The organism is Limnothrix sp. FACHB-406, from assembly GCF_014698235.1.
In the GTDB taxonomy this organism is placed as follows: Bacteria; Cyanobacteriota; Cyanobacteriia; order CACIAM-69d; family CACIAM-69d; genus CACIAM-69d.
In genome coordinates this window covers 270,409-292,579 of record NZ_JACJSP010000003.1, presented here as the reverse complement: position 1 = coordinate 292,579, position 22,171 = coordinate 270,409, and the positions used below count along the sequence as shown (strand labels likewise).

Here is a 22,171-nt window from a genome sequence, read left to right as displayed (position 1 = left end):
CATGACTCCTTTTTTGGAAATCGATCACGTTGACAAAATCTTTCCGCTGCCGGGGGGCGATCGCTACATTGCGCTCCAAAACATCAACGTTGAGATCAAGCAAGGGGAATTTATTTCCCTGATTGGTCACTCCGGCTGCGGCAAGTCCACCCTGCTGAACATCATTGCGGGCCTCGATCGCCCCACCAGTGGCGGGGCCATCTTGAACGGTCGCCAAATCGAAGCCCCGGGGCCCGATCGGATGGTGGTGTTCCAAAACTACTCCCTGTTGCCCTGGAAAACCGTCCGCGACAACATCGCCCTGGCCGTCAACACGGTGCTTAAGAATCTGCCCAAGGAAGAGCGGCGGGCGATCGTGGAAGAGAATATTCAGCTCGTGGGGTTGGCCCACGCGGCCGATAAGCTTCCCGGCGAACTGTCCGGCGGCATGAAACAGCGGGTGGCGATCGCCCGGGCCCTGGCCACCCGTCCCCAAGTGTTGTTGCTCGATGAACCCTTCGGGGCCTTGGATGCCCTGACCCGGGGCGGCCTCCAAGAGCAACTGATGCGCATTTGCGAAGAGAGCCATGTCACCTGCGTGATGGTGACCCACGATGTGGACGAAGCCTTGCTCCTGAGCGATCGGGTGGTGATGCTAACCACTGGCCCCGCCGCCCATGTGGGGCAAATTCTGGAGGTGGATATTCCCCGTCCCCGCAGCCGCATGGACGTGGTGAACCATCCCAGCTACTACAGCCTGCGCAACGAAATCGTTTACTTCCTCAATCAACAAAAACGTTCCAAGAAACGGAAAGTGGCGGCCCCTGTGGTGGCGGCCGGCAATGGCCTGGAAAAGGTCAACTTGGAGCTGGGTTTCATTCCCCTCACTGACTGTGCGCCCCTGGCGATCGCCCGGGAAAAGGGATTCTTTGCCAAGCACGGTCTAGAGCAGGTCACCCTTCAGCGCAAACCCAATTGGAAATCGATCGCCCATGGAGTCGCCAGCGGCCAGCTCGACGCGGCCCAAATGGTGACCGGAATGCCCTTGGCCATGACCCTGGGCAGCAGCGAAAGCGAACCCGTGCCAATCCAAGCCTCCATGGTGCTGTCCCGCAACGGCAACGCCATCACCTGGGGCAAACGCCTGATCGAACAGGGCGTGAATGACCTGGCCACCTTCAAGAGTTTGATTGAGCGGGATCCGGACAAGGTTCACACCTTTGCCATGGTGCATCCGGCTTCCATGCACAACCTGTTGCTGCGGCATTGGTTCGCCTCCGGCGGCATTGACCCCGATTGGGATATCAGCTTGGCCACCGTGCCGCCGCCGCAGATGGTCTCGAACCTGAAGGCGGGCAACATTGACGGCTATTGCGTCGGAGAGCCTTGGAACTCCCGAGCCGTGCAAGAGGGCATTGGTCAAATCATGGCCACGGATCTTGACCTGTTCCCGGGTCATGTGGAAAAAGTGCTGGGGGTGCGGGAAGATTGGGCCCAGGCCTATCCCAATACCCATGCGGCCCTGCTGACGGCCCTGCTGGAGGCCTGTGAATATTGCGATGATCATCGCAACCGGGCTGAGGTGTTGGAAATTTTGGCCCGCCCCGACTATGTGGGGCTGCCGGTGGAGATGATTTCGCCCGGGTTCCTGTCGCCGCTCGATCGGGGTGATGGTTCCGAGGCCCAAGCGCTTTACACCTTCCATCAGTTCTTTGTGAGCCGATCGGCCTGTCCCGACGCGGTACAGTCCCTTTGGACCCTGGCCCAGATGGCCCGCTGGGAAATTACGCCCTTCCCCCGCAATTGGGTGGAGGTGATGGAACGGGTGAACCCGACGGCCACCTATCTGACTGCGGCTCGCAATTTGGGACTGCCGGAGGTGGAATTAGACCGCAAGCCGATCGTCCTGTTTGACGGCCAAACCTTTGACCCCGATCGCCCGATCGACTACCTCGACAACCTGGCGATTAAACGCAATATCCGTGTGGCCGAAATTCGGGTCGATGAAATCTTTAGCTGCTCCGTTTCTCCTAGCTAAGGGGCCCGCCTGTGGCCCGATGCCGATCGCCCCAACTCTTCATCCTCTGACTCGATCGACCCCTTCCTCAGCCCTGGCAATCCTATGCAAACCCTCTCTTCTCAAACCGTCCCGCCCATGGTTGTCGCAGCGGAACCCGATTTTTTGGTGATTGACCAAGTTTCCAAGGTCTATCAAACGCCCAAGGGGCCATACCCCGTGCTGGATGGGGTCAACTTGCGGGTAGCCGAAGGTGAATTTGTTTCGGTGATTGGTCACTCGGGTTGCGGCAAGTCCACCCTATTGAACATGGTTTCGGGCTTTGCGGAACCGACGGCCGGTGAAGTGCGCCTAGAGCAGCAGCGAATCACTCGGCCCGGCCCCGATCGGATGGTGGTGTTCCAAAACTATGCCCTGCTGCCCTGGAAAACCGTTTTGGAAAATGTGTTGTTGGCGGTGAAAGCCGTTTACACCACCCAACCCAAGGAAGCACAGCGGCAATTGGCCCTGAAATATTTGGAGATGGTGGGGCTGAGTGAAGCAATTCACAAGCGGCCGGCGGAAATTTCCGGGGGGATGAAACAGCGGGTGTCGATCGCCCGGGCCCTGGCCATTTGCCCCAAGGTGTTGATTCTGGATGAACCCTTTGGAGCGTTGGATCCCATCACCCGCGAAGAGTTGCAAGACGAGTTGCTGCAAATTTGGCGGGAAAATCAGGTCACGGTGTTGATGATCACCCATGACATTGATGAGGCGCTCTACCTGTCCGATCGATTGGTGATGATGACCAATGGCCCCGCTGCCAAGATTGGAGAGGTGATGGATATTCCGTTCCCCCGACCGCGCGATCGGGCCCGACTTTTGGAAGATCCCAAATATTACGAGCTGCGCAACTACGCACTCGACTTCCTTTATAACCGCTATGCCCACGATGACGCGGCGGAATAGGGCTGAGGGTTGGCCCCCGATCGGCTCTTACGCGATCGGTTCCTACGCGATCGGCGCTTAATTGGCCTCATGGGCCTCTCTCCTCAGCTCAATGCTCAGTTCAACATTCAGCTCAACGCCCCGCCAGGGGCATTTTTTTGACTCATGGCCCGCTGGGATCGTTGCCTAGCTGCGGCTTGACTTATTTTCACAACGTAAACGTATTCGCAACTTAGAGGTTGTTTTAATTAATCCATGGAATCTGTCAGAACCGTTTGTCCCTACTGCGGCGTGGGGTGTGGTTTGGAAGTGGTGCAAGGGCCGGCGGGGCTGAAGGTGCGGGGCGATCGGGCCCATCCTTCCAGCCAAGGTATGGTTTGCGTAAAAGGGGCAACGATTTTGGAGTCGATCGACCGCGATCGGCTGCTGTACCCCATGTGGCGATCCGCTTTGGATCAAGACTTTCAGCGGATTAGTTGGGATGAGGCCTTTGAGGCGATCGTGCATCGCATCCAAACCGTTTTGGCCAACCAAGGGCCCGACGGCCTTTGTATGTATGGCTCCGGGCAGTTTGTCACGGAGGATTACTACACGGCCCAAAAACTGATCAAGGGTTGCCTGGGAACCAACAATTTTGATGCCAATTCGCGGCTTTGCATGTCTTCCGCCGTCTCGGGCTACTTACGCAGCTTCGGGGCCGACGGGCCCCCCTGTAGCTATGACGATTTGGAACTGACGGATTGCCTGTTCGCGATCGGGACCAATACAGCCGAATGTCACCCGATCGTCTTTAACCGGTTCCGCAAACACCACAAGGCCAACCCCGATCGGGTGCGATTGGTGGTGGTGGATCCCCGCTGCACCGAAACGGGCCAGGTGGCCGATCTCCATTTGCCCATTCGCCCCGGCACTGACATCGACTTACTGAACGGCATGGCCCACCTGCTGCTGAAGTGGGATCAGATCGATCGCGCCTATATCGAAGCCCACACGGGCGGCTTCGCAGCCTACGAAGATTTGCTGCAACATTACCCGCCCGATCGCGTGGCCGAGCAATGCGGCATTGCGGTGGAGTCGATCGAGGCAGCGGCGCGAATTTGGGCCCAGAGCGATCGGGTCTTGTCCCTTTGGTCTATGGGCATTAACCAATCCTCCGAAGGCACAGCTAAAGTTCGCAGCATCATTAACCTGCACCTGCTGACGGGGCAAATGGGCAAACCGGGCGCGGGGCCCTTTTCCCTGACCGGCCAGCCCAACGCCATGGGCGGCCGCGAGGCCGGCGGTTTGTCGCGGTTGCTGCCGGGCTATCGCTCCGTGACCAATCCCCAGCACCGGGCCGAAGTGGAGGATTTTTGGAACCTGCCCCCGGGTCGCATTTCCCCAACACCGGGCCGGGCCGCCTGGGAAATTGTGGAAGGGCTGGAGGCGGGAGCGGTGGGCCTGTTGTGGATTGCGGCCACCAATCCCGCCGTTAGTTTTCCCGACCTGAACCGCACCAAAGCCGCCCTGAGTCGATCGCCCTTCACGATTTATCAAGAAGCCTATTACCCCACGGAAACCAGTGCCTTTGCTCATTTGCTGCTGCCCGCCACCCAATGGAGCGAAAAAACCGGCACGATGACCAATTCTGAGCGGATGGTGACCCTTTCCCAGGCGTTTCAGCCCCCTCCGGGAGAAGCCAAGGAAGATTGGGCCATCTTTGCGGAGGTGGGCCGGCGACTTGGCTTCCGGGAGCAGTTTTGGTTCCAATCCTCAGCGGAGGTTTACGGCGAATTTGTGCAATTGACCCGAGGCCGCCCTTGCGACATGACCGGTTTGAGTCACGATCGGCTCAGAACCGCTGGCCCCCAACAATGGCCTTTTCCGGCGGATGGGGCGATCGACCCTTTGCAGCCAGCCCCCACCAAGCGGTTGTATACCGATGGACAATTCCATACTCCCGATCGGCGGGCTCAATTTCTGGCGGTTCACTCGCGCGGGCTGGCGGAACCACCCGATGCGGCCTATCCCCTCGTGTTGACCGTAGGCCGGCTCTATGGCCATTGGCACACCCAAACCCGCACCGGTCGGATTGAAAAAATCAAAAAGCTGCACCCGAATCCCTTCATCGAAATTCACCCCAAGGATGCGGAACCCCTGGGCATCCAGGAGGGCGACTGGGTGGCGGTGAAGTCGCGCCGGGGCGATGGGCGGTTTCCGGCCAAGGTGACCCGGGCGATCGCGCCGGGAACCGTGTTTGTGCCCATGCATTGGGGATCCCTGTGGGGTGACGGGGCCGAAGCCAACGCCCTCACCCACCCGGAAGCTTGTCCCGACTCCTTTGAACCGGAACTGAAGGCATGTGCTGTTCAGTTGCAAAAGCTGGCCTCACCGCCCAGCAATCTGGATAATTAAGTCTGCAAGTGATCCAACTCAACCGCAGGTGCTGAAATGTCGAAATCTGTCAGTAATGAAGCGATCGAAACCTTGGCCGCAGAGATTGGCGATGTGGCCTATCTGGACATTGCCAAATGGCATCTCGATTTGGCCCATGCCCATTTGCACAGTGCCCTCGCTGAAAAAATCTATCCCCTCTTGCTCGATCGCACCTTCAGCCGTGCCAAGCTGACCGCTTTGTTAGGGGAAATGGCGATCGAAATTGGGGCCGGCAAGCGATCGATTCCCCTGTTGGATTTCATTCCCGATCGGGAGGTGGAGCGGCTTTATCAGGCGATCGATGACTATCAAGCCAAGCTCTAGGGCGGCGAATCAGGGCGCTAATTGGGGGGACTCATTAAAAAACCAATGAGCCATTTTCGGTTACGGCCCCATCGCCCAGCCATCGATGCCAACCCTGCAAAATCCCTCCAAAATCATTCCCAAGCCACTCCAAAGTCAAGAAGTCCTCAAAGTTGGTACGCTAACTGACCGTTGCGATCGCCCGGGCCGTGCCTACAATATGGGGTTGTTTTCTCGCAGCTTGAGCAAAATACATGGGTCGCGCCAAGAAAGTTGTCCTCGCCTACTCCGGCGGTGTGGATACCTCCGTTTGCATTCCCTACCTGATGCAGGAATGGGGCGTTGAAGAAGTCATTACCCTGGCCGCCGACTTAGGGCAAGGCGACGAACTGGGCCCCATCAAGCAAAAAGCCCTCGACTCCGGAGCCAGTACTTCGCTGGTGGCGGATCTGCGGGCCGAGTTCGTGCAGGATTATGCGTTCCCGGCCCTGCGGGCCAATGCCCTTTACGAAAACCGCTATCCCCTTTCAACGGCCCTGGCGCGCCCGCTGATTGCCAAGGCGCTCGTGGAGGCGGCGGCGGAATATGGCGCAGACGCGGTAGCCCACGGTTGCACGGGCAAGGGCAACGACCAAGTGCGGTTTGATGTGGCGATCGCGGCCCTCGACCCCACCATTAAGGTGTTGGCTCCCGCTCGCGAGTGGGGCTTCAGCCGCGAAGAAACGATCGCCTACGGGGAAAAGTTCGGGATTCCCGCGCCCGTGAAGAAAAAGTCGCCCTTCAGCATCGATCGCAACCTGCTGGGCCGCAGCATTGAAGCGGGCCCCCTTGAGGATCCCTGGACGGAGCCGCCGGAAGAAATTTACCTGATGACCAAGGCGATCGCCGACACGCCGGATGAGCCGGACTACGTGGAAATTGGCTTTGAAGCGGGCACGCCGGTCACCCTGGACGGCCGCACCTTGGACTCGATCTCCCTGATTGAGGAACTCAACACCCGCGTCGGCAACCACGGCATCGGCCGGATCGACATGGTGGAAAACCGCCTGGTGGGGATTAAGTCCCGCGAAATCTATGAAGTGCCGGCCCTGTCGGTGCTGATCGCCGCCCATCGGGATCTGGAGAGCCTGACCCTGACCGCTGATGTGAGCCACTACAAGCGCGGCATTGAAGAAACCTACAGCCAACTGATCTACAACGGTCTCTGGTACAGCCCCTTGAAGGCGGCGCTGGACGGATTCATCAACGAAACCCAAAAGCGGGTAACCGGCACGGTGCGGATCAAGCTGTTCAAGGGCAATGCGGCGATCGTCGGTCGCAAGTCCGAGCAGAGTCTTTACACGCCGGAGCTGGCCACCTACGGGTCTGATGATGAATTTGACCACAAGGCCGCCGAGGGCTTCATTTATGTTTGGGGTCTGCCGACACGGGTTTGGTCAGAAAAACTGCGCCAAGGCTAGGACTCGCTGGTGAATTGCCTGAGACCCTATGGTCTGAAACTCTGATTCCGCCCTGAAGATCGTAGGGGGCAAGGGGCTTGATGGCCTGTCGTCATTTCCATCGCCGTAGGGGTTGGGTCTCCCAACCCTAACCCGAGCGATCGCCACAACCCCGCCCAGCCCTGGAACCGGGATCACAGGGGCTGGGCGTGGAGACCCCGCCCCTACGATTAAACCCATGAGGCCCTAACCCGTTTCAGCAAGTCCCGATCGGCCTGTTGGAACGGGTTTAAACTGGGAAAGCGACCCTGAGGCAAAGGTTCCCATGCTGTTCACTCAAGTGCTTCGGGGAAGGATTGCCCATTGGAGGTCTAAGCCCTCCCAGCGATCGCCCCAAACCGCAACCCCAACTCTGCCCGAGCGAGGGACTGACGCGATCTCCCCGCAACCCGCCCCGGGCGATCGATCGGGGCTATTGGGTCGATCGGGCTGGCGGTGGTCATCGTTGCAGGGGCGACTCACCCTTGAATTAGGGGCGATCGCGGTCTTGAGCCTGAGCACGGCGGCCCTTTGGTCCACCTGGCAAATGGAACAGACCCTCGCCACCGCCCACAAGCAAACCCTCAGTTATATTTCCCAGCGCTTTCCCGAGGAACTGGCCCTCTACGATCAGCACGAGGGGCTAGCCAGCGGATTAACCACCACCATCGATAAGGTGGCCATGGCGGGGCTGTTAGCTTGGGTCACCGATGATCAAGGGCGCTTGCTGGCCCAACCCAAAGATGATCAGAATTATCAAATCGTCCGAAATTTGGTGCAGTCTTTACCGGCCGCTGCCCAACGGTTGACCATTGTTCACCGCGATGGCCGAGTTTGGGTTTTATGCGAGCAGCCCTTGACGGTACGGGGCCGGGCGATCGGGCGGGTCTACTTTGCCCAAGACGTGAGCCATGATTGGCACAAGCTCCATGGCAGTTTGCGGCTGCTGTGGTTGGTGAATGGTTTAGCCATGGTGGTTGCACTGGGGGCGATCGGGCGGCGAATTCGCTTAGCCCTCCTGCCCTTGGCCACCATGAGCCAAGTGGCCAGCGCCGTTTCTGCCGATGACTTGGCCGGGGCCCGCCTGGAGTTGCAAGGGGCCCCCGATGAAGTTCGGGGCCTAGCCCAAGCCTTTAATGAGATGTTGGCGCGGCTGTCGCGTTCTTGGGAGCAACAACGACAATTTGTGGGCAATGTTTCCCATGAACTGCGCACCCCGCTCACGGTGGTGCTGGGTTATTTGCAAAGCCTCCTGCGGCGCAGCACCAACCTGAATGACTATCAGTTGCAAGCCTTGACCACGGCGGAAGCGGAGGCCGATCGCACCGTGCGCATGTTGCAGGATTTGTTAGATCTGGCCCGCATTGACAATCGGCAACTCCACTTGCGGCAAGCGCCGATCGTCCTTAATACCCTGCTGTCAGAGGTGACGGATTGGCAACGGCTGGCCTGCGATCGGCCCATTCATTTGCATTTGGTGGCGGAGGATGTGGTGGTTTTGGCTGACCGCGATCGTCTGACCCGCGCCATTCGGAATTTGCTGGACAATGCCGTGAAATATTCCGCCCCCGAGCAGCCCGTAACCCTGCAACTGAGCTATCAAGCGGGCTGGACCGCCATCGAAGTGCGCGATCGCGGGATGGGCATTCCTCCGGATCAACAAGGCCGGGTTTTTGAGCGCTTCTATCGGGGCGAAGATGAAATGACCCGATCGCGCGATGGCACGGGTTTGGGCCTGGCGATCGCCAAGGGAGCCGTGGAAGGAATGGGCGGCCGCATCGATCTGCAATCGCAACCGGGCCTGGGCAGCACCTTCACGATCAGACTTCCTCGCTGGCACATGTCCTCTGCATCCGATTCATCCGTTGATCAATTGATCAATTCGTGATTGATGGCCACTATGGTTTCACCCTTGAAGCTTAATCCCCCCACAGCCCGAATTCTGGTGGTGGAAGATGATGCCAATTTGGCGCGATTTGTGGCGGGAGAATTGGAACTGGAGGGCTACGGGGTAACCGTGGCAACCACAGGACTGGAGGGGCTGAACGCCGCCCGATCGCACCCGTCGCCGGATCTGTTGATTTTGGATTGGATGTTGCCGGGGCTGTCGGGCTTGGATCTTTGTTTGCGGTTGCGGGAAACGGGCTTACAGGCCCCCATTATTCTGCTGACGGCCCGGGATGAAATTCTCGATCGGGTCACGGGCTTGAATGCGGGCGCGGATGATTATGTGGTGAAACCCTTCAGCATTGCGGAGCTGTTGGCGCGGGTGCGGGCCCATTTGCGGCGAGTTTCGCCCCACGAACCCGATCAAATCACCCTGGCAGATTTGACCCTGAATCCGCTAACCAGGGAGGTGCAACGCGGGGGCGATCGGGTGGACTTAACGGCCAAGGAGTTTGATTTACTCGAGTTTTTGTTGCGCCATCCGCGTCAGGTGATTTCGCGCGATCGACTGTTGGAATCCGTTTGGGGCAATAACTTTGGCGGCGAATCTAACATCGTGGAAGTCTATATCCGAGCCTTGCGGATCAAATTAGAAATGGCCCAGCGCCCTCGCCTGATCCACACCTTGCGGGGGGTTGGTTATGTTTTGCGCGAGTCGCCCTGATTGCGCGATTGCTTGATCTAGCGATCGGGAGCGGAGCCTGTCCAGGTTTGCTCACCAACGATCACGCGGAGGGTTCCCCCTTCCCAATCTTGGGTGATCAGCGGTCGATCGGGGCGGGCTGGGTTGCGCGATCGATAGGCCGCAAACTGGCCCCAATCGAGCTTTTCCCCGTTGCGTCTCACAACGGGGCGATCGGGCCCCCGTTGGGTCACGGCCAGTTGATCGCCTTGGGAACCGGTGAAAGTGACCGTGTTTTGGTTCACAACCCAGCGCGATCGCCCCAACACCGCCGCCCGAAACGCAGCGAAATTCTGATTAGTTCCCGGTTCCCCAACTTCCATGGCCCAGCCCGTGAGGGTTCCGGCAGGTCGATCGGGGCGAGCTACCCACAGTTGATCCGTGGGATAGCGCTTTTGTAGCTTGGTCGTTTCGCTGTTGTTTACCTGGGGCAGCGTCAGCCCGATCGGGTAAATGGCAATCCAAGTTTCGGCCAACTGCCAAAACAAAACCGGCTGACCGGCGGCGGTTTGGGCCGTTTCGCTGGCGGCCGCTTGGGGCAAACTCCACTGAAACGGGGCCCGCCCGTCATTCAGCCACACCAACAGGGGCCCAAACTGCCCGATCGCGTCGTGGGTGTCCGGTTGGTGGTGGGTAGAAATTTTCTCGGGATTCACCCCGGAACCGGCCAGCAGGTAATCCACGCCCCGGCTGGGGTGGGTGGCTAGCAGTTTAAAACCGTTTACATCATCGATCGACCCTTGGGCCAGGCTGCCCAATTGGAAGGTGCGGCCAAAGTAGAGCGTTTCGTAATACAAGGGGCGATCGCGCGCGCCCGGTTTCCAATGTTCATAGGTGGGTTTGCCCGCAAACACCTCTTGGGGGTGATCGAACCGTTTGCGGGCCAGGGCCACCGCCACGGCCGGCGGTCGGTAACCACTGGTGAGGGCATGAACACCATCGGGGTCGGGATCCGGATCCGGGGCGATCGCCTCCCCAAAATATAAATTCAGTAGTTTGCTCGCCAAAGCCGTCAAGGGCGCATTTCCCTTGCTAGCGTCGCGTTTGCTGGGGCCCCCAAAGCCGCCGCGCCAATATTTCAACGCTCCGGTGATGCTTAACCAATCCAGGGCGGCCTTGGCAGTGGCCCGCATTTCCGGTTCCGGCGCAAAGTCGTAAAGATTCAGCCAGGCGGTGAACGTGTGGCCCCAGTAGGTTTCCGAGTCCCATTCTCCCTGACCAATTTTGTAAAGATTGCGGGCGAAACTTTGCAGGCGATCGCGGTAAATGGCGGCGGTTTCTCGGTTGCCGGCTTCCATGGCAAACAGATAAACGGCCGTTTCTCGCATCGATCGCAAATTATCGGTGTTGCGGCAATCTACCCAGGTGATGCAGTTATCGCGCGATCGATTCCAAAAGGGCTGCGGGGTGCTGAAAAACTGCTTCAGGGGATCTAACTTTGTCCAGAGGGCGGCTCCCTGCTTCATCCGATCGCGATAGGCCGGATCGAGAAATTGCCCAAAATAAAAATATTTGCGCACCTGCCCCTTCAGGGTGAAGGCGGGATAGAAATCAATGCCAAGGGTATGTTCGGTGCTGCTGGGGATCGGGTCGGGTTTTTGCAGGAAGGCGATCGCCCGATCGCGGTTGCCCGCCAAAAAGTCCAGCATGGCCTTGGGATAGGACTTTTTCTCATTTTCAAAATAGCCATTGCCGTAGGTTTTGGGGTTGGCAAATTGGGCAATGAGGGCCCGTCCCCGAGCTTGGTAGGCCGCTTCCCACTCGGCGGGCCAAGGGTTGGTTCCGTCGGGCGGGACGATCGGGACGTTGGTGGCGATCGGGCTGGGGTTGGGCGATCGCTGTTCGGGTGAGGATTGAGCCGATCGGGAGGATTGATCCGATCGGGGGGCTTCCGCCTGAACCGCACAGCCCGCCACCATCACCCAGCCGATCGTGGCCACCCATCCGTAGGTGCTAGTTTTTTTACTCACAGTTCAATCACCCTCGCCCCTCAGTCGGTAAGCTGAAAAGTCCTGTCTCTTCCTGGCACCCAACCCATGAGCGATCGCCCTTCCGTTGCCATCCTAGCGCCCACGCCTCGCGGTCTGCGGTTGGCCCAACAAATCCAAGCGGGACTGCCCGGCTCCGTGATTTGGACGAAGGATTCGGCCCGGGGCAGTGCGGCGGCGGGTTCCCAGAATGCCCTTCGCACCTACGAAGACTTTCGGGCCCTGGTGGCCGATCGCTGGGCGGCGGGGCAACCGCTGATTTTTGTGTTGGCGGTGGGGGCCACGGTGCGGGCGATCGCCCCCCATTTGCAAGACAAACGCACCGATCCGGCCGTGGTGGTGGTTGATGAAACGGGTCACCATGTGATCAGCCTTTGTGGGGGACATTTGGGCGGGGCTGATGCCTTGACCCGGCAGGTGGCGGGACTGTTGGCGGTGGAGCCGGTGATTACCAGTGCCGCCGAAGGGCAGCAGCTCCCGGCGATCGATCTGTTGGGCGATCGCTACGGTTGGCGACGGGGCCAAGGGGATTGGCTGGGGGTGGCCAGCGCGATCGCCCGGTTCGAGACCGTGGGCGTGGTGCAAACCTGCGGCTGGAATCTGTGGATTGAGGAGTTGCCGGAGTTTCACCCCTTTGTGCTCCTGTCGGAAGCGGACTTGGTGGATTTGGACGAGTTGCCCCCCAATTTGCGGGCGATCGTTTGGATTAGCGATCGCCCCTTGCCGCCCTTGCCCTTGCCCGCCGTGGCCTGGCATCCGCGCACCCTTTGGGTTGGCATTGGTTGTGAGCGTTACACCCCCGAAGGTCAGATGGCAGCGGCCTTGGCCCAAGTATTGGAGGAAGCGGATTTGGCTCCGGAGGCGATCGCCGGGATGGGTTCGATCGACCTGAAACAGGATGAGGTGGGTTTGCTGGCTTTGGTCGATCGGCTCGATCTGGCCGCCCGTTGGTTCACCGCCGCCGCCCTAGCCCCGATCGCCGTACCCAACCCTTCGGAGGTGGTGCGCTCAGAAGTGGGCACGCCCTCGGTGGCGGAAGCGGCGGCCCGGTTGGCGGCCGACGGAGCCGAACTGATCCGGGAAAAACAGGTGTTTCGGGCCCCCAACGGCGGCTCCGGCGCTTGCACGATCGCCCTGGCCCGGGCCGATCGGGAATATACCCCCCACCTGGGCAAGCTGTGGCTGATTGGTACGGGCCCCGGCTCCTTGGATCAGCTCACCCCCGCCGCCCGCGCCGCCCTCAGCCAGTGCGACGTAATCATTGGCTATCAACTCTACCTAGACCTGCTGCGCCCCCTGTTGCATCCGGGGCAAATCATTGAAGGCAGCCCCATCACCCGCGAAAAGCAGCGTGCTGAACGGGCGATCGACCTGGCGGAACGGGGGCTAAGGGTGGCTGTGGTTTCCTCCGGCGACTGTGGAATTTATGCCATGGCCGGGCTGGTGTTGGAATGTTTGGCGGCCCGCCATTGGGACGGCCAGACTCCACAGGTGGAAGTGTTGCCCGGCATCACGGCCCTGCAAGCGGCCGCCGCCCGCGTGGGTGCGCCCCTGATGCATGATTTTTGCGCCATTTCCCTGTCGGACTTGCTCACGCCCTGGCCCGTCATTGTGCAGCGGTTGCAGGCGGCGGCGGCCGGAGACTTTGTGGTGGCGTTGTATAACCCCCGATCGCAAACGCGCCAAACCCAAATTGAAACGGCCTTCGAGATTTTGCGAGCCAAGCGATCGCCCGAAACCCCCGTGGTTCTGGCTCGATCGCTCCACCGGCCCGACGAACAAATCACCATTGCCACCTTGGCTACGGTTGATTTACAGGCGATTGATATGCTCACCGTCGTTTTAATTGGCAACGCCAGCACCTTCACCCACAGCGGCAAGGTGATCACCCCCCGGGGCTATGCCGTGGCTAATGGGATCCTTGCCGCCACAGCCCCCGCCACCGATTGATGAGAAGTTGAATGATGAGAAGTTGAATTGGGGTCTCATTCAAAATGCCCTAAATGACCCAAAATTAGCGATCTCCTTCATCATTGCTCCACAATTCCTTCGCTTTCCGACCAATCTTTGAAGGTTGAATAAAGTGGCAGGATGCAAAGAAAAACCTGGGAATGATCGAAAAATGCCAATCGGCTCATTTTGGCGGAATTTTGAGCATATCGACCGCATTTTGCTGGTCAATCTGCCCCAGTCGCGACCAGAGTGTCAAAATTGACGCTTGGTCAGCTTTCTGAAAAAACACTTTTCGTCATTGTTTTAGACCTTGGCAGCATTGGTGAAAACTTAAACTGACCAGAGTTGCGATCGCATGGAATAAAGTTCCATTCATGATTTGCTAATTAGGCGCAACAAGTTATGCGGTAGCTTGACTTGTTGGTGGGTTTAAATGCGCAAAAAATTAATAGAATCAATATTTCTTGGGAATTTTTTCTAAATCATTCAATTACTTTTGGGTGATTAATCTCTTGAGAATTATTCCCTGAGTGGGTCGAGCGATCGCTTGATCATGAGTGATTTTTGTAAACATGAAAAAAATCTAAAATTTCTTAAAGACAGATCTGGTAAACATCCAAGCAACCAGTGGATTAAAAATACCAATCATTCATATGTTAGCCGGCAAGTCCTAAACTGTTCTGAGGAGCGGTTTTAGTCTGCGAAAGACGCGAGAGAGCAGATCCGAAGCCAACACGATCATCAAGAAAAGTTAATAACCGTTTGAAATCAATTAAGTTATTATTTAATAATTGAATATGTCCTCATGATCTCTGGGTTAACTCTCGCCATTTCTTCGGTAAATTTCCCGATTGCTGCTAGGCGACTGTTTGTAGACCACGACAACGTTTGAGCTTGCTCAACCTGTTCTCAAATCAGTTCAGTAGGAGGTGAACTTGGAGTATCAATTAATACATAACATTCACATCGGCTTTGGGTTCATCGCCATTGATTAGCAAAATCAAGCAATTTGGCGAGCAAAGTTGACCATCACTCAGGAATCTATCGCCCAGACGGAATCAGTTTTACAGCGGCAGAAATTCCCTGAAAACTGACTCAAGACCAAGATCAAACTACTGTGCCAATTTTGCGGGGCCTGTCGTAAAGCTTCAGGTCTTTGGGCAAAACTGGCGCAGCGGTTGCCATTGGGTTGAAGGTTGGTTTCATGACTGTCATTAAGGTTCGCAAGGGAGCATTAAGGACGATCAGGGTGGAATTGGGGGTGTGAGTCCAGGGCCAAGGAATTGGCCAGCGATCGATGAATGGGATCGATGAATGGTCTGAGGAATCGGTGACTGGTGAATGATTCTCGAATGATTATTTGAGGACGACGGGAGCGTCGTGATCAATTAGCCATGGGTCAAATGGGTCAATGGGTTGGATTGGGAGTGTCCATCGATGACTGAAGCAGCAACGGGATGGACAAAGGTGTCGCGGACGCTGGCGACGGTGGTGCAGCGACGGGCTTCGGGGGTGTTGGTGCTGGAGCGGGGGCCGAGTCGCTGGCGCTTGATTTTTTTGCAGGGTCGCTTGTTGTGGGCGATCGATGAGCAGTTTCGGATTCGCCGTTGGCAACGGGCCCTGAAGCGATCGGGGGTGAATTTGCAGCCGGTTCCGCTGACGGAAACGGCACGGCCCCTATGGGAGGTGTGGTGGTTGGCGACGGCGCTGTTGGCGGGCCAAGTCACACCGGCCCAGTTGCACTCGGTGCTGGAGTCGGTGGCTCAGGAGGTGCTGTTTGCGGCGGCGAGTGATCCCACGGTGGTGTCTCACTGGGATAAGTATGTGCCCGCTTTGCCGGACACGCGGGCGGTGGCGCAACAGTTGCTCGGCAGTGAGGCCCTGTTGGCGGTGATGCAGTCGGTGGTGAAGTTGCTGCAACGGTGGGAGTCGGTGGGGTTGTCGCCAGAGCAGGCCGATCGCGCGCCGCAGTTGGCCCAGTTGGATTGGTCTCCGTCCGCAACAACTCAAAATGACCGATCGACGTTTTTAACGTTGGCTCCGTTGCTGAATGGTCAACGATCGACCTGGGATGTCTCGCTGGTGATGAAACAGCCCATGTCGATCGTCGTGCATCTGCTGCATCACTTGGTGGAGCGTGGGGGCTTGGATTTTCTGCCCTTGGACGATCGCCCGGCGGATACGGTGCTGAATTTGCTGTTCACGCCGCAAGCAGCGCCAGTTAAGCCCCCACAGTCCGCAGCGCCCCGGGACAGAGCCGCCACTGCTCCAGGGCGATCGGGTGGGCCGGCGGCGACCCAGACCCCAACACCCCAGCCCACTCCAGCAACCCAAGCCCCCAACTCTGAACAGCCCTTGGTGATGTTGATTGACGATGATCCGATGGTGGGCAAGCTGCTGCGCCCTGTGGTGCATCGTTTGGGTTGTCGGTTTGTGCATATCACGGAGGCGACAAGGGCCTTGGCGGCGGCGATCGAGCAGCGACCAGATATGGTGTTGCTGGATTTGGTGATGCCGATTGTGAATGGCTATGAGCTTTGTACCCAGTTGCGACGGGTGAACCTGTTGGCCAATGTGCTGATCGCGATTGTCACCAGTAATCGCGGGGCGATCGACCGGGTGCGGGCCAAGCTGGTTGGGGCTTCGGTGTTTGTGCCCAAGCCTCTGCGCCTGGAAAAGGTGGCTGCGCTGCTTCAGCAATATTTGCCCGATCGATTGCAACCGCCACCCCAGGACAATTCCCAACGACCACAACCCTCGCCAACAACCGCAGGCACCCTCCCCACACCGCCGCGCAATGGTGGTGGCTGGCATCCGGCCCCCGCCGCTGGCATTCAACCCAACAACGCCGGCCCCCTGAATCGATACTTACTCGGTGAAGAAATGCTCAACAATCGCTATGAATTTGGAGTTTTGGCGAAACAATAGAGAAAGGATTGTATGGGGTTGCCACCTACGCTCGATCGGGATGTGGGAATTGTATGTGGGGACTATGTGGGGATTGGGGTTTAAGTTCATCCGTTGAGACAGACGGATGTAACAGATGGATCGGTAAGCCATGAAAAATCAAGCCGATTGAGTCTCATTTGCACTGAATTGGGATTGAGGTTCAGCTTGAGGTTCATCAACAAAAAACCACAATTCTTGCAGGAAATTGACAATTTGAAAGCTGCGAGATCGATATCAAACAGGGGCGATCGGGGCAAGTTAAAACTACTGATCCAACCGATGTCCTAAGCAATGACCCAACCGATGATCAAGCCAATCCCAGCTACCAATCCCAGCTAATTGAATTGATCAACCAGTGATTAGGCATCAGTCCGGCAATGATCAGGGTGTGCGATTGGGGTTGCCATTGGGCCCGTGGGGCCTGGAATTGAGAGAAATAATCGGGTTCGGGACACTGAACCATGGATTGTTCATGGGCCGGGGCCTGCACCATGGCCGGGTTCCGGCTGAAGCGTCAGCCGAGGCGGGCCAGGACGGCCAATTAAAAATTGGGTTTTTGGATGTGGGAGAACGTGGGCGATGGACGCACAGCAGCAAACCGCATTGATTCAGCAGGCTTTGGATGCCAATCCCCAGGCGATCGCCCTGCTCATTCGCGATCGACTGGAACCGACCATTACCGTGAAGGCGGCCTTGAAGGAGGGATGTTTATATCTGCTGCTGGCCAGTGAGCAAGCTCCTTCGGCCCGCTTGGCCTTGGAAACCGTTGAGCCGGCGATCGAGGATTTGGCCGTGGCCGGATTGAACCGGGCTGTGATCCAATCGGTGAAAGTGGGCGGCCAAGCGCTGGATGAGCGATCGCCCAAATGGTGCTATCACATCGACTTGCCGCCCTTGCCCTATGGCCAAAGTGGCGATCAGGAAGCAGACCCGATCGTCAACTTCTTGGAGTCCCAGGTGCAAAGCATGGCCAATGGGGTGGCGGCCTTGATCAGCGATCCGCCCTTGGCTGTCCTGTCGGGTGTTGCTGGGCCAGAGTCCCAAAATGGTCATGGGGTTGCGGTGGCCCCACCGGAACCCGCGATCGATCCGGAACCCGCGATCGAGGTGGGAGAAGACACAACCGAAGATGTAACCGAGGACTGCAATCAGTCAGCGGCAACGGATCTTGACCGACCGGATTTAGACCCGATCGCCCCAGAGCCGATCACCCCGGAAGTCAGCACGCCGGAAGTCAGCACGCCGGAAGAAGTACCAACGCCACCGTTGCCCATTCCCACTGAAGCAGCCCAACTGCAAGCCACCCTGGCCGCCCTGACGGGTTTGGCCAGCACCCTGGAAAAGGCCGCCGCTTCTCTGGTCACGGCTGTGGGGTCGATCGCTCCATCGCCGTTGGCAGCTCCCGAGTTGAGTGCTGCGGAGTTAAGTGCTGCGGAGTCGATCGCGCCGGCCGTTGAACCGGTGGAAATCCTCGAATCACCACCCGAGCCGGAACCCATCACAGAACCAGAGCGGGCGATTGTTGAGTCACCGCTAGAGCCAGAGCCAGCACCAGAACTCGCATCAGAAACCGAGGAACCCGATTTCGCGGTGGATGAACAGGATTTAGGGGCGATCGATGCCCTAGATTCGTTGCCCTCAGAGGAAACCAGCGACCTAGAACCGGAGACCCTCAGCCTGGATCCGGATGCCTTGGCCCTCACCGAAGCAGAGTTAGCCGACTGGGCCGCGATCGAAGAAGAAGGGATGGCGGAACCCAGCTCCGAGGCCGTAGCTCCAGAACCGGAACCGGCGATCGACTCCTTGCCTGAGCTGCCAACCTTGGTGGAACCGGCGATCGACTCAGAAGACCCGATTGATGAGTTCGCCAGCGATGCCGCGCTTGATGAAATGATCGACGAAATGATCGATCAAGTCATTGATGAAGCGGCGGAACTGGTGGCCGAGTTGGCGGCTGATTCCGAGCTGCTGGATCCCTTGGCAGATGCGGCACAAGAAACGGCAGATTTGCTGGAATCCCCTGACGCATTGGGGGATGACGGGGCGAGCCTGGACTTTGATCGAGAAACAGCGATCGACCCGATCGACCTCGCAGAGCCGCCCACGGAGTCAACGGAAATTTCCCCAACGCCAGAGCTAGAGCCAGAATCAGAGCCGATCGGGACAGTGTTGGCTGCGATCGCCTCAGACAACAGCAAAACCATCGCTGAAAAAGTGACCGACGCAATCAGCAGTCTGGTGCAGTTGGTGGAACATCATCCCAACGCGGATGTGAACACGGCGTTGGCGGCGATCGCCCGGTTGAGTGCCTTGGCCAGTCCGCCCCCGGTGGCAGCGCCGGAACCACCCCCTTCAGATCGATCGCCCGAACCCTCCTCGGAACCCTCCTCAGAACCTTTAGATGAAGGAGAGCAAGCTGCGATCGATTCAGCGAATCTGGAATTACCCGATCCAGAATTCCCCAATCCAGAATTACTGGATTCGACGATCGTTGATCCAGAAACTCAGGAACTAACTGATCCCGAACCGATCGATCAAGACCTCAGTGATTTGCAATTGAATTTGACTGAATCAGATGAATTGAGTGACTCGACTGATTTGATTGATGCGCAGGACTCTGACCAGTTAATCACTCTAGATCAGCTACCGGAATCACCAGAAATTGCAGAACTCACTCAGGAAGAGGCTGACCCGATCGGGGAACTGAATGATGAATTAACCAGTGATGAACTTGACGATCAATGCAGTGATGAGTTGACTGGTGAACTAAATATTGAGTTAACAGGTGATGTGCTCAGTGATGAATTTGGCAATGAACTGAGTGATGAATTAACGAGCGATGAATTTGGTGATGAGCTGAGTGATGAATTAACAGGCGATGAATTAACGAGCGATGAACTGGGTGATGAACTGAGCGATGAATCAACAGGCGATGAACTGAGCGATGAATTAACAAGCGATGAGCTGAGTGATGAATCAACGGTCAATGAACTGAGTGACGAACTGGATGATGAATTAACGAGCGATGAATTTGGTGATGAACTGGATGATGAATTAAGCCTGCTTGATCAAGATCCAGCGGGTGAAGATCTAACCAATCCACCAGCCAGTGCAGACCCAGAAATCGCACAACCTGGCACAGCCGCAGCGGAACTGATTGCAGAACCCACAACCATCAGCCCTCGGGAAGCCCTCAGCACCATTGCGCAACTGACCCAACTGGCAGAACATCGCAGCGATTTGGATCTGAACGCCGCGATCGCCACGATCGCCCGTTTGGCTGGCTTTGCCCCCGAGCCGATCGCTCCCCCACCAGAACCACCTCCCGCAGCGGCGGCCTCCACTGAATCGACAGACCCGGAATCGGCAGTAATTTCTGAATCGGCCGCAATTGTTGACGAATTGGCAGAGAGTGCTGAATTAGCTGAATCAGCAGATGCTGAATCCGAATCGCTGGATTGGGTGGAACCCGAAGAGGCGATCGATTCCTCGGATCTCTCGGATCTATCCGATGATTTATCCGATTTGTCAGATCTGGCTGATCTATCGAATTTGGCCAATTTAGATTCAACGGCCGTTGAGGTAACTGACCCGATCGAGTCAGCTTCTCCCGAGGTGGTGGCCGACGACTTAGCCAATGAATTAGCGGAAGATGATCTAGCTGAATTAACTGATTTGGCTGAGGAAGTTGAGCCAGATGATTTATCAGACTTGGCCGATTTATCAGACCCGATCGAGCCAACCAATGTTGATGAAGATGATCTAGCTGAATTAACTGATCTGGCTGAAGAAGTTGAGTCAGATGATCTAGATGATCCAACCGATGATTTAGATGATTTATCCGATGATCTAGCCAATTTCACCGAATTCCTAGAGCCGGTGAATTCAGAGCCGATCGAACCATTATCCGACCCGATCGAACCGGTGCAATCCCCGGAATCTACCGTTGTTTCGGATGAGCGCAGCGGTTTGGTCAATTTGGTGGCGCAGTTATTAGCCGAGTCCAGCGATCCCCGATCGGCGCTGCTGGCCCTGGCGGAATCCTTGGGTGATGGCGCGTCGGCTGCCCCTCGCGAGCCGGAGCCTGTCCCGATCGCCCCTGCGGAACCTGCTGAATCTGTCCCAGCGGCCGAGTTAGCGGCATCCACCGAGCCGATCGCAGCGGCTGCACCCACCGAGGTAGTTGAGGCCACCGAATCTCATGCCTTGACGGAATCGACTGAAGCGGCCGACTCAGAGGCATTACCAGAACCACTACCAGTGTTGGCCGATGTTCTGGATTTGCCTGAGGAACCGGAACCCGATCCCGCCGAGCCGTTGCCGGAGCTGCCGGAGCTGCCGGAATTGGTGGAGTCGCTGCCGGAGGCCCCCGCCGTCATCGCCTTCGATGCGGAACCCGATCTGGGGCCAGATTTGGATCAAAACGATCAACCCTTGGGCTTTTTCGGGGATGACGACGATGAGCCTTCGGGGTTCTTTGGGGATGAAGGATTCGCGGCCCTGGTGGACATTGCTAACCAAGCCCTAGCCGCCGACACCGCCGCTGAAGTGCCTGCGACTCCGGTGGCAGCGGTGGCTTTCGAGCCTGCGCCGGTTCGTGAATTGGTGGATGAATCGGTTCGCGCGCCGGAACCGCCCTTGCCGGTGGTGGAGGCGGCCGAGCCGGCCCCGATCGCCCCGTCGGAGCCGGAACCCAGCGCCCCCCTGGATCCGCTCACCCAATGGCTGCAACAGGGCGACGGATCCGCCATTTTGAACTTGCCCACCAGGTCGGCCGGCAGCGCCCTGAGTACCGATGGCCAGCGTTTCCTGCGTTTTCACCTGGGCTTTGAGGATACGGCCCTGCTCCCGATCGATGAAGTGCGGGAAGTGCTGCGAATTGCGGCCACGGACATTCTGCCCGTGCCACATATGCCAGAATCGGTCTTAGGGGTGTACAACTGGCGCGGTGAAATCATTTGGACGATCGACCTTAACCAGTTGGTGGGTTTCCCGGCCATTGCGCCGGATTTGACGGCCACCTCATCCGCCATCGCCATTGTGCTGGAGTGTGATGGCCAGAATCTGGGGCTGGTCGTGCCCCAAATTGAAGATATCGAGTGGCACGATTCTCCAAATGTTCAGCCGCCCAGCGCGGGTTTGTTTCCCGATCGGCTCTTGCCCTTTGTTCAGGGCTACCTCAGCGAGGCCAGCAGTATGGTGTTGAACCCCAGCGCGATCGCCAGGGCCAGCGCCCAACAGGCCGGCTAGGACGCTTGGCCATCGGGATCGGGATTGGCCCTCGGGGCGATCGCGCCAATCCTGCCCCGCCATTGCTGGGAAATTTCCCAGTCCTGAGCCTGTTTTCCCAACTCACCTTTGCTCAAATCCGCTTCTGCTCCTTTGTAACTTTTGCAACCTTTGTAACTTTGTTTGATTGTTTGATGTTGCTTCATGTTTTTGGACATGGCTTGACGTTCCCTTGCTTGATGTTGCTTGGCTCCCCTTGCCCCGAGGGCCCCAGTGTGGCCGTGATTTCCACCGTGATGGGGAA

General features: G+C 57.7%; 12 protein-coding genes. 10 read left to right on the top strand and 2 right to left on the bottom strand.

Features of this window, described 5'->3' with window-relative positions:
* The first annotated feature begins 1 nt into the window (after nt 1).
* The 7 genes from H6G53_RS04770 (at nt 2) to H6G53_RS04740 (ending at nt 9,730) form a co-directional block, all read left to right on the top strand.
* Complete coding sequence (locus H6G53_RS04770; protein ID WP_190531167.1) at nt 2-2,017, top strand: nitrate ABC transporter ATP-binding protein; 2,016 nt, start codon at nt 2-4, stop codon at nt 2,015-2,017.
* Between the two features lie 84 nt (nt 2,018-2,101).
* Nucleotides 2,102-2,944 carry an ABC transporter ATP-binding protein gene (locus H6G53_RS04765; RefSeq protein ID WP_190529798.1) on the top strand — a complete coding sequence of 281 codons (843 nt, stop codon included), beginning with the start codon at nt 2,102-2,104 and terminating at the stop codon, nt 2,942-2,944.
* Nucleotides 2,945-3,178: 234 nt separating this feature from the next.
* Nucleotides 3,179-5,317, top strand: coding sequence for a molybdopterin oxidoreductase family protein (locus H6G53_RS04760; RefSeq protein ID WP_190531165.1), 2,139 nt, complete (start codon nt 3,179-3,181; stop codon nt 5,315-5,317).
* A 36-nt stretch (nt 5,318-5,353) separates the two neighbouring features.
* Nucleotides 5,354-5,662 (top strand): DUF3181 family protein, encoded by a 309-nt coding sequence (locus H6G53_RS04755; protein ID WP_099534787.1) that lies wholly within the window; start codon nt 5,354-5,356, stop codon nt 5,660-5,662.
* A 233-nt stretch (nt 5,663-5,895) separates the two neighbouring features.
* Complete coding sequence (locus tag H6G53_RS04750; protein ID WP_190531163.1) at nt 5,896-7,101, top strand: argininosuccinate synthase; 1,206 nt, start codon at nt 5,896-5,898, stop codon at nt 7,099-7,101.
* Nucleotides 7,102-7,405: 304 nt separating this feature from the next.
* On the top strand, nt 7,406-9,007 hold the full coding sequence (locus H6G53_RS04745) for a HAMP domain-containing sensor histidine kinase (RefSeq protein WP_190531160.1): 1,602 nt from the start codon (nt 7,406-7,408) through the stop codon (nt 9,005-9,007).
* Between the two features lie 24 nt (nt 9,008-9,031).
* Nucleotides 9,032-9,730: a response regulator transcription factor gene (locus H6G53_RS04740; RefSeq protein ID WP_234407061.1), complete on the top strand. Its 699-nt coding sequence runs from the start codon at nt 9,032-9,034 to the stop codon at nt 9,728-9,730.
* A gap of 17 nt (nt 9,731-9,747) precedes the next feature.
* On the opposite strand, the gene H6G53_RS04735 is transcribed toward H6G53_RS04740, so the two are convergent.
* A complete protein-coding gene (locus tag H6G53_RS04735) occupies nt 9,748-11,718 on the bottom strand; it encodes a hypothetical protein (RefSeq protein WP_199309119.1) in 1,971 nt (656 codons plus the stop codon).
* A 66-nt stretch (nt 11,719-11,784) separates the two neighbouring features.
* Between H6G53_RS04735 and cobJ the strand changes: the two genes are divergently transcribed.
* The 3 genes from cobJ to H6G53_RS04720 all read left to right on the top strand — a co-directional run bounded on the left by cobJ (nt 11,785) and on the right by H6G53_RS04720 (nt 21,888).
* Nucleotides 11,785-13,686: a precorrin-3B C(17)-methyltransferase gene (gene cobJ, locus H6G53_RS04730; protein WP_190531158.1), complete on the top strand. Its 1,902-nt coding sequence runs from the start codon at nt 11,785-11,787 to the stop codon at nt 13,684-13,686.
* 1,440 nt (nt 13,687-15,126) lie between these two features.
* Nucleotides 15,127-16,617: a response regulator gene (locus H6G53_RS04725; RefSeq protein WP_190531156.1), complete on the top strand. Its 1,491-nt coding sequence runs from the start codon at nt 15,127-15,129 to the stop codon at nt 16,615-16,617.
* A 600-nt stretch (nt 16,618-17,217) separates the two neighbouring features.
* Nucleotides 17,218-21,888: a chemotaxis protein CheW gene (locus tag H6G53_RS04720; protein ID WP_190531154.1), complete on the top strand. Its 4,671-nt coding sequence runs from the start codon at nt 17,218-17,220 to the stop codon at nt 21,886-21,888.
* On the opposite strand, the gene H6G53_RS04715 is transcribed toward H6G53_RS04720, so the two are convergent.
* Nucleotides 21,885-22,085: a hypothetical protein gene (locus H6G53_RS04715; protein ID WP_190531152.1), complete on the bottom strand. Its 201-nt coding sequence runs from the start codon at nt 22,083-22,085 to the stop codon at nt 21,885-21,887. The two genes, H6G53_RS04720 and H6G53_RS04715, sit on opposite strands and share 4 nt — an antisense overlap.
* Nucleotides 22,086-22,171: the final 86 nt, after the last annotated feature.

Excerpts from the sequence above, each read along its gene's own strand:
- H6G53_RS04770 (WP_190531167.1), top strand. The coding sequence starts at position 2 with ATGACTCCTTTTTTGGAAATCGATCACGTTGACAAAATCTTTCCGCTG.
- cobJ (WP_190531158.1), top strand. The coding sequence starts at position 11,785 with ATGAGCGATCGCCCTTCCGTTGCCATCCTAGCGCCCACGCCTCGCGGT.
- H6G53_RS04745 (WP_190531160.1), top strand. The coding sequence starts at position 7,406 with ATGCTGTTCACTCAAGTGCTTCGGGGAAGGATTGCCCATTGGAGGTCT.
- H6G53_RS04720 (WP_190531154.1), top strand. The coding sequence starts at position 17,218 with ATGGACGCACAGCAGCAAACCGCATTGATTCAGCAGGCTTTGGATGCC.
- H6G53_RS04760 (WP_190531165.1), top strand. The coding sequence starts at position 3,179 with ATGGAATCTGTCAGAACCGTTTGTCCCTACTGCGGCGTGGGGTGTGGT.
- H6G53_RS04765 (WP_190529798.1), top strand. The coding sequence starts at position 2,102 with ATGCAAACCCTCTCTTCTCAAACCGTCCCGCCCATGGTTGTCGCAGCG.
- H6G53_RS04750 (WP_190531163.1), top strand. The coding sequence starts at position 5,896 with ATGGGTCGCGCCAAGAAAGTTGTCCTCGCCTACTCCGGCGGTGTGGAT.
- H6G53_RS04715 (WP_190531152.1), bottom strand. The coding sequence starts at position 22,085 with ATGTCCAAAAACATGAAGCAACATCAAACAATCAAACAAAGTTACAAA.
- H6G53_RS04755 (WP_099534787.1), top strand. The coding sequence starts at position 5,354 with ATGTCGAAATCTGTCAGTAATGAAGCGATCGAAACCTTGGCCGCAGAG.
- H6G53_RS04725 (WP_190531156.1), top strand. The coding sequence starts at position 15,127 with ATGACTGAAGCAGCAACGGGATGGACAAAGGTGTCGCGGACGCTGGCG.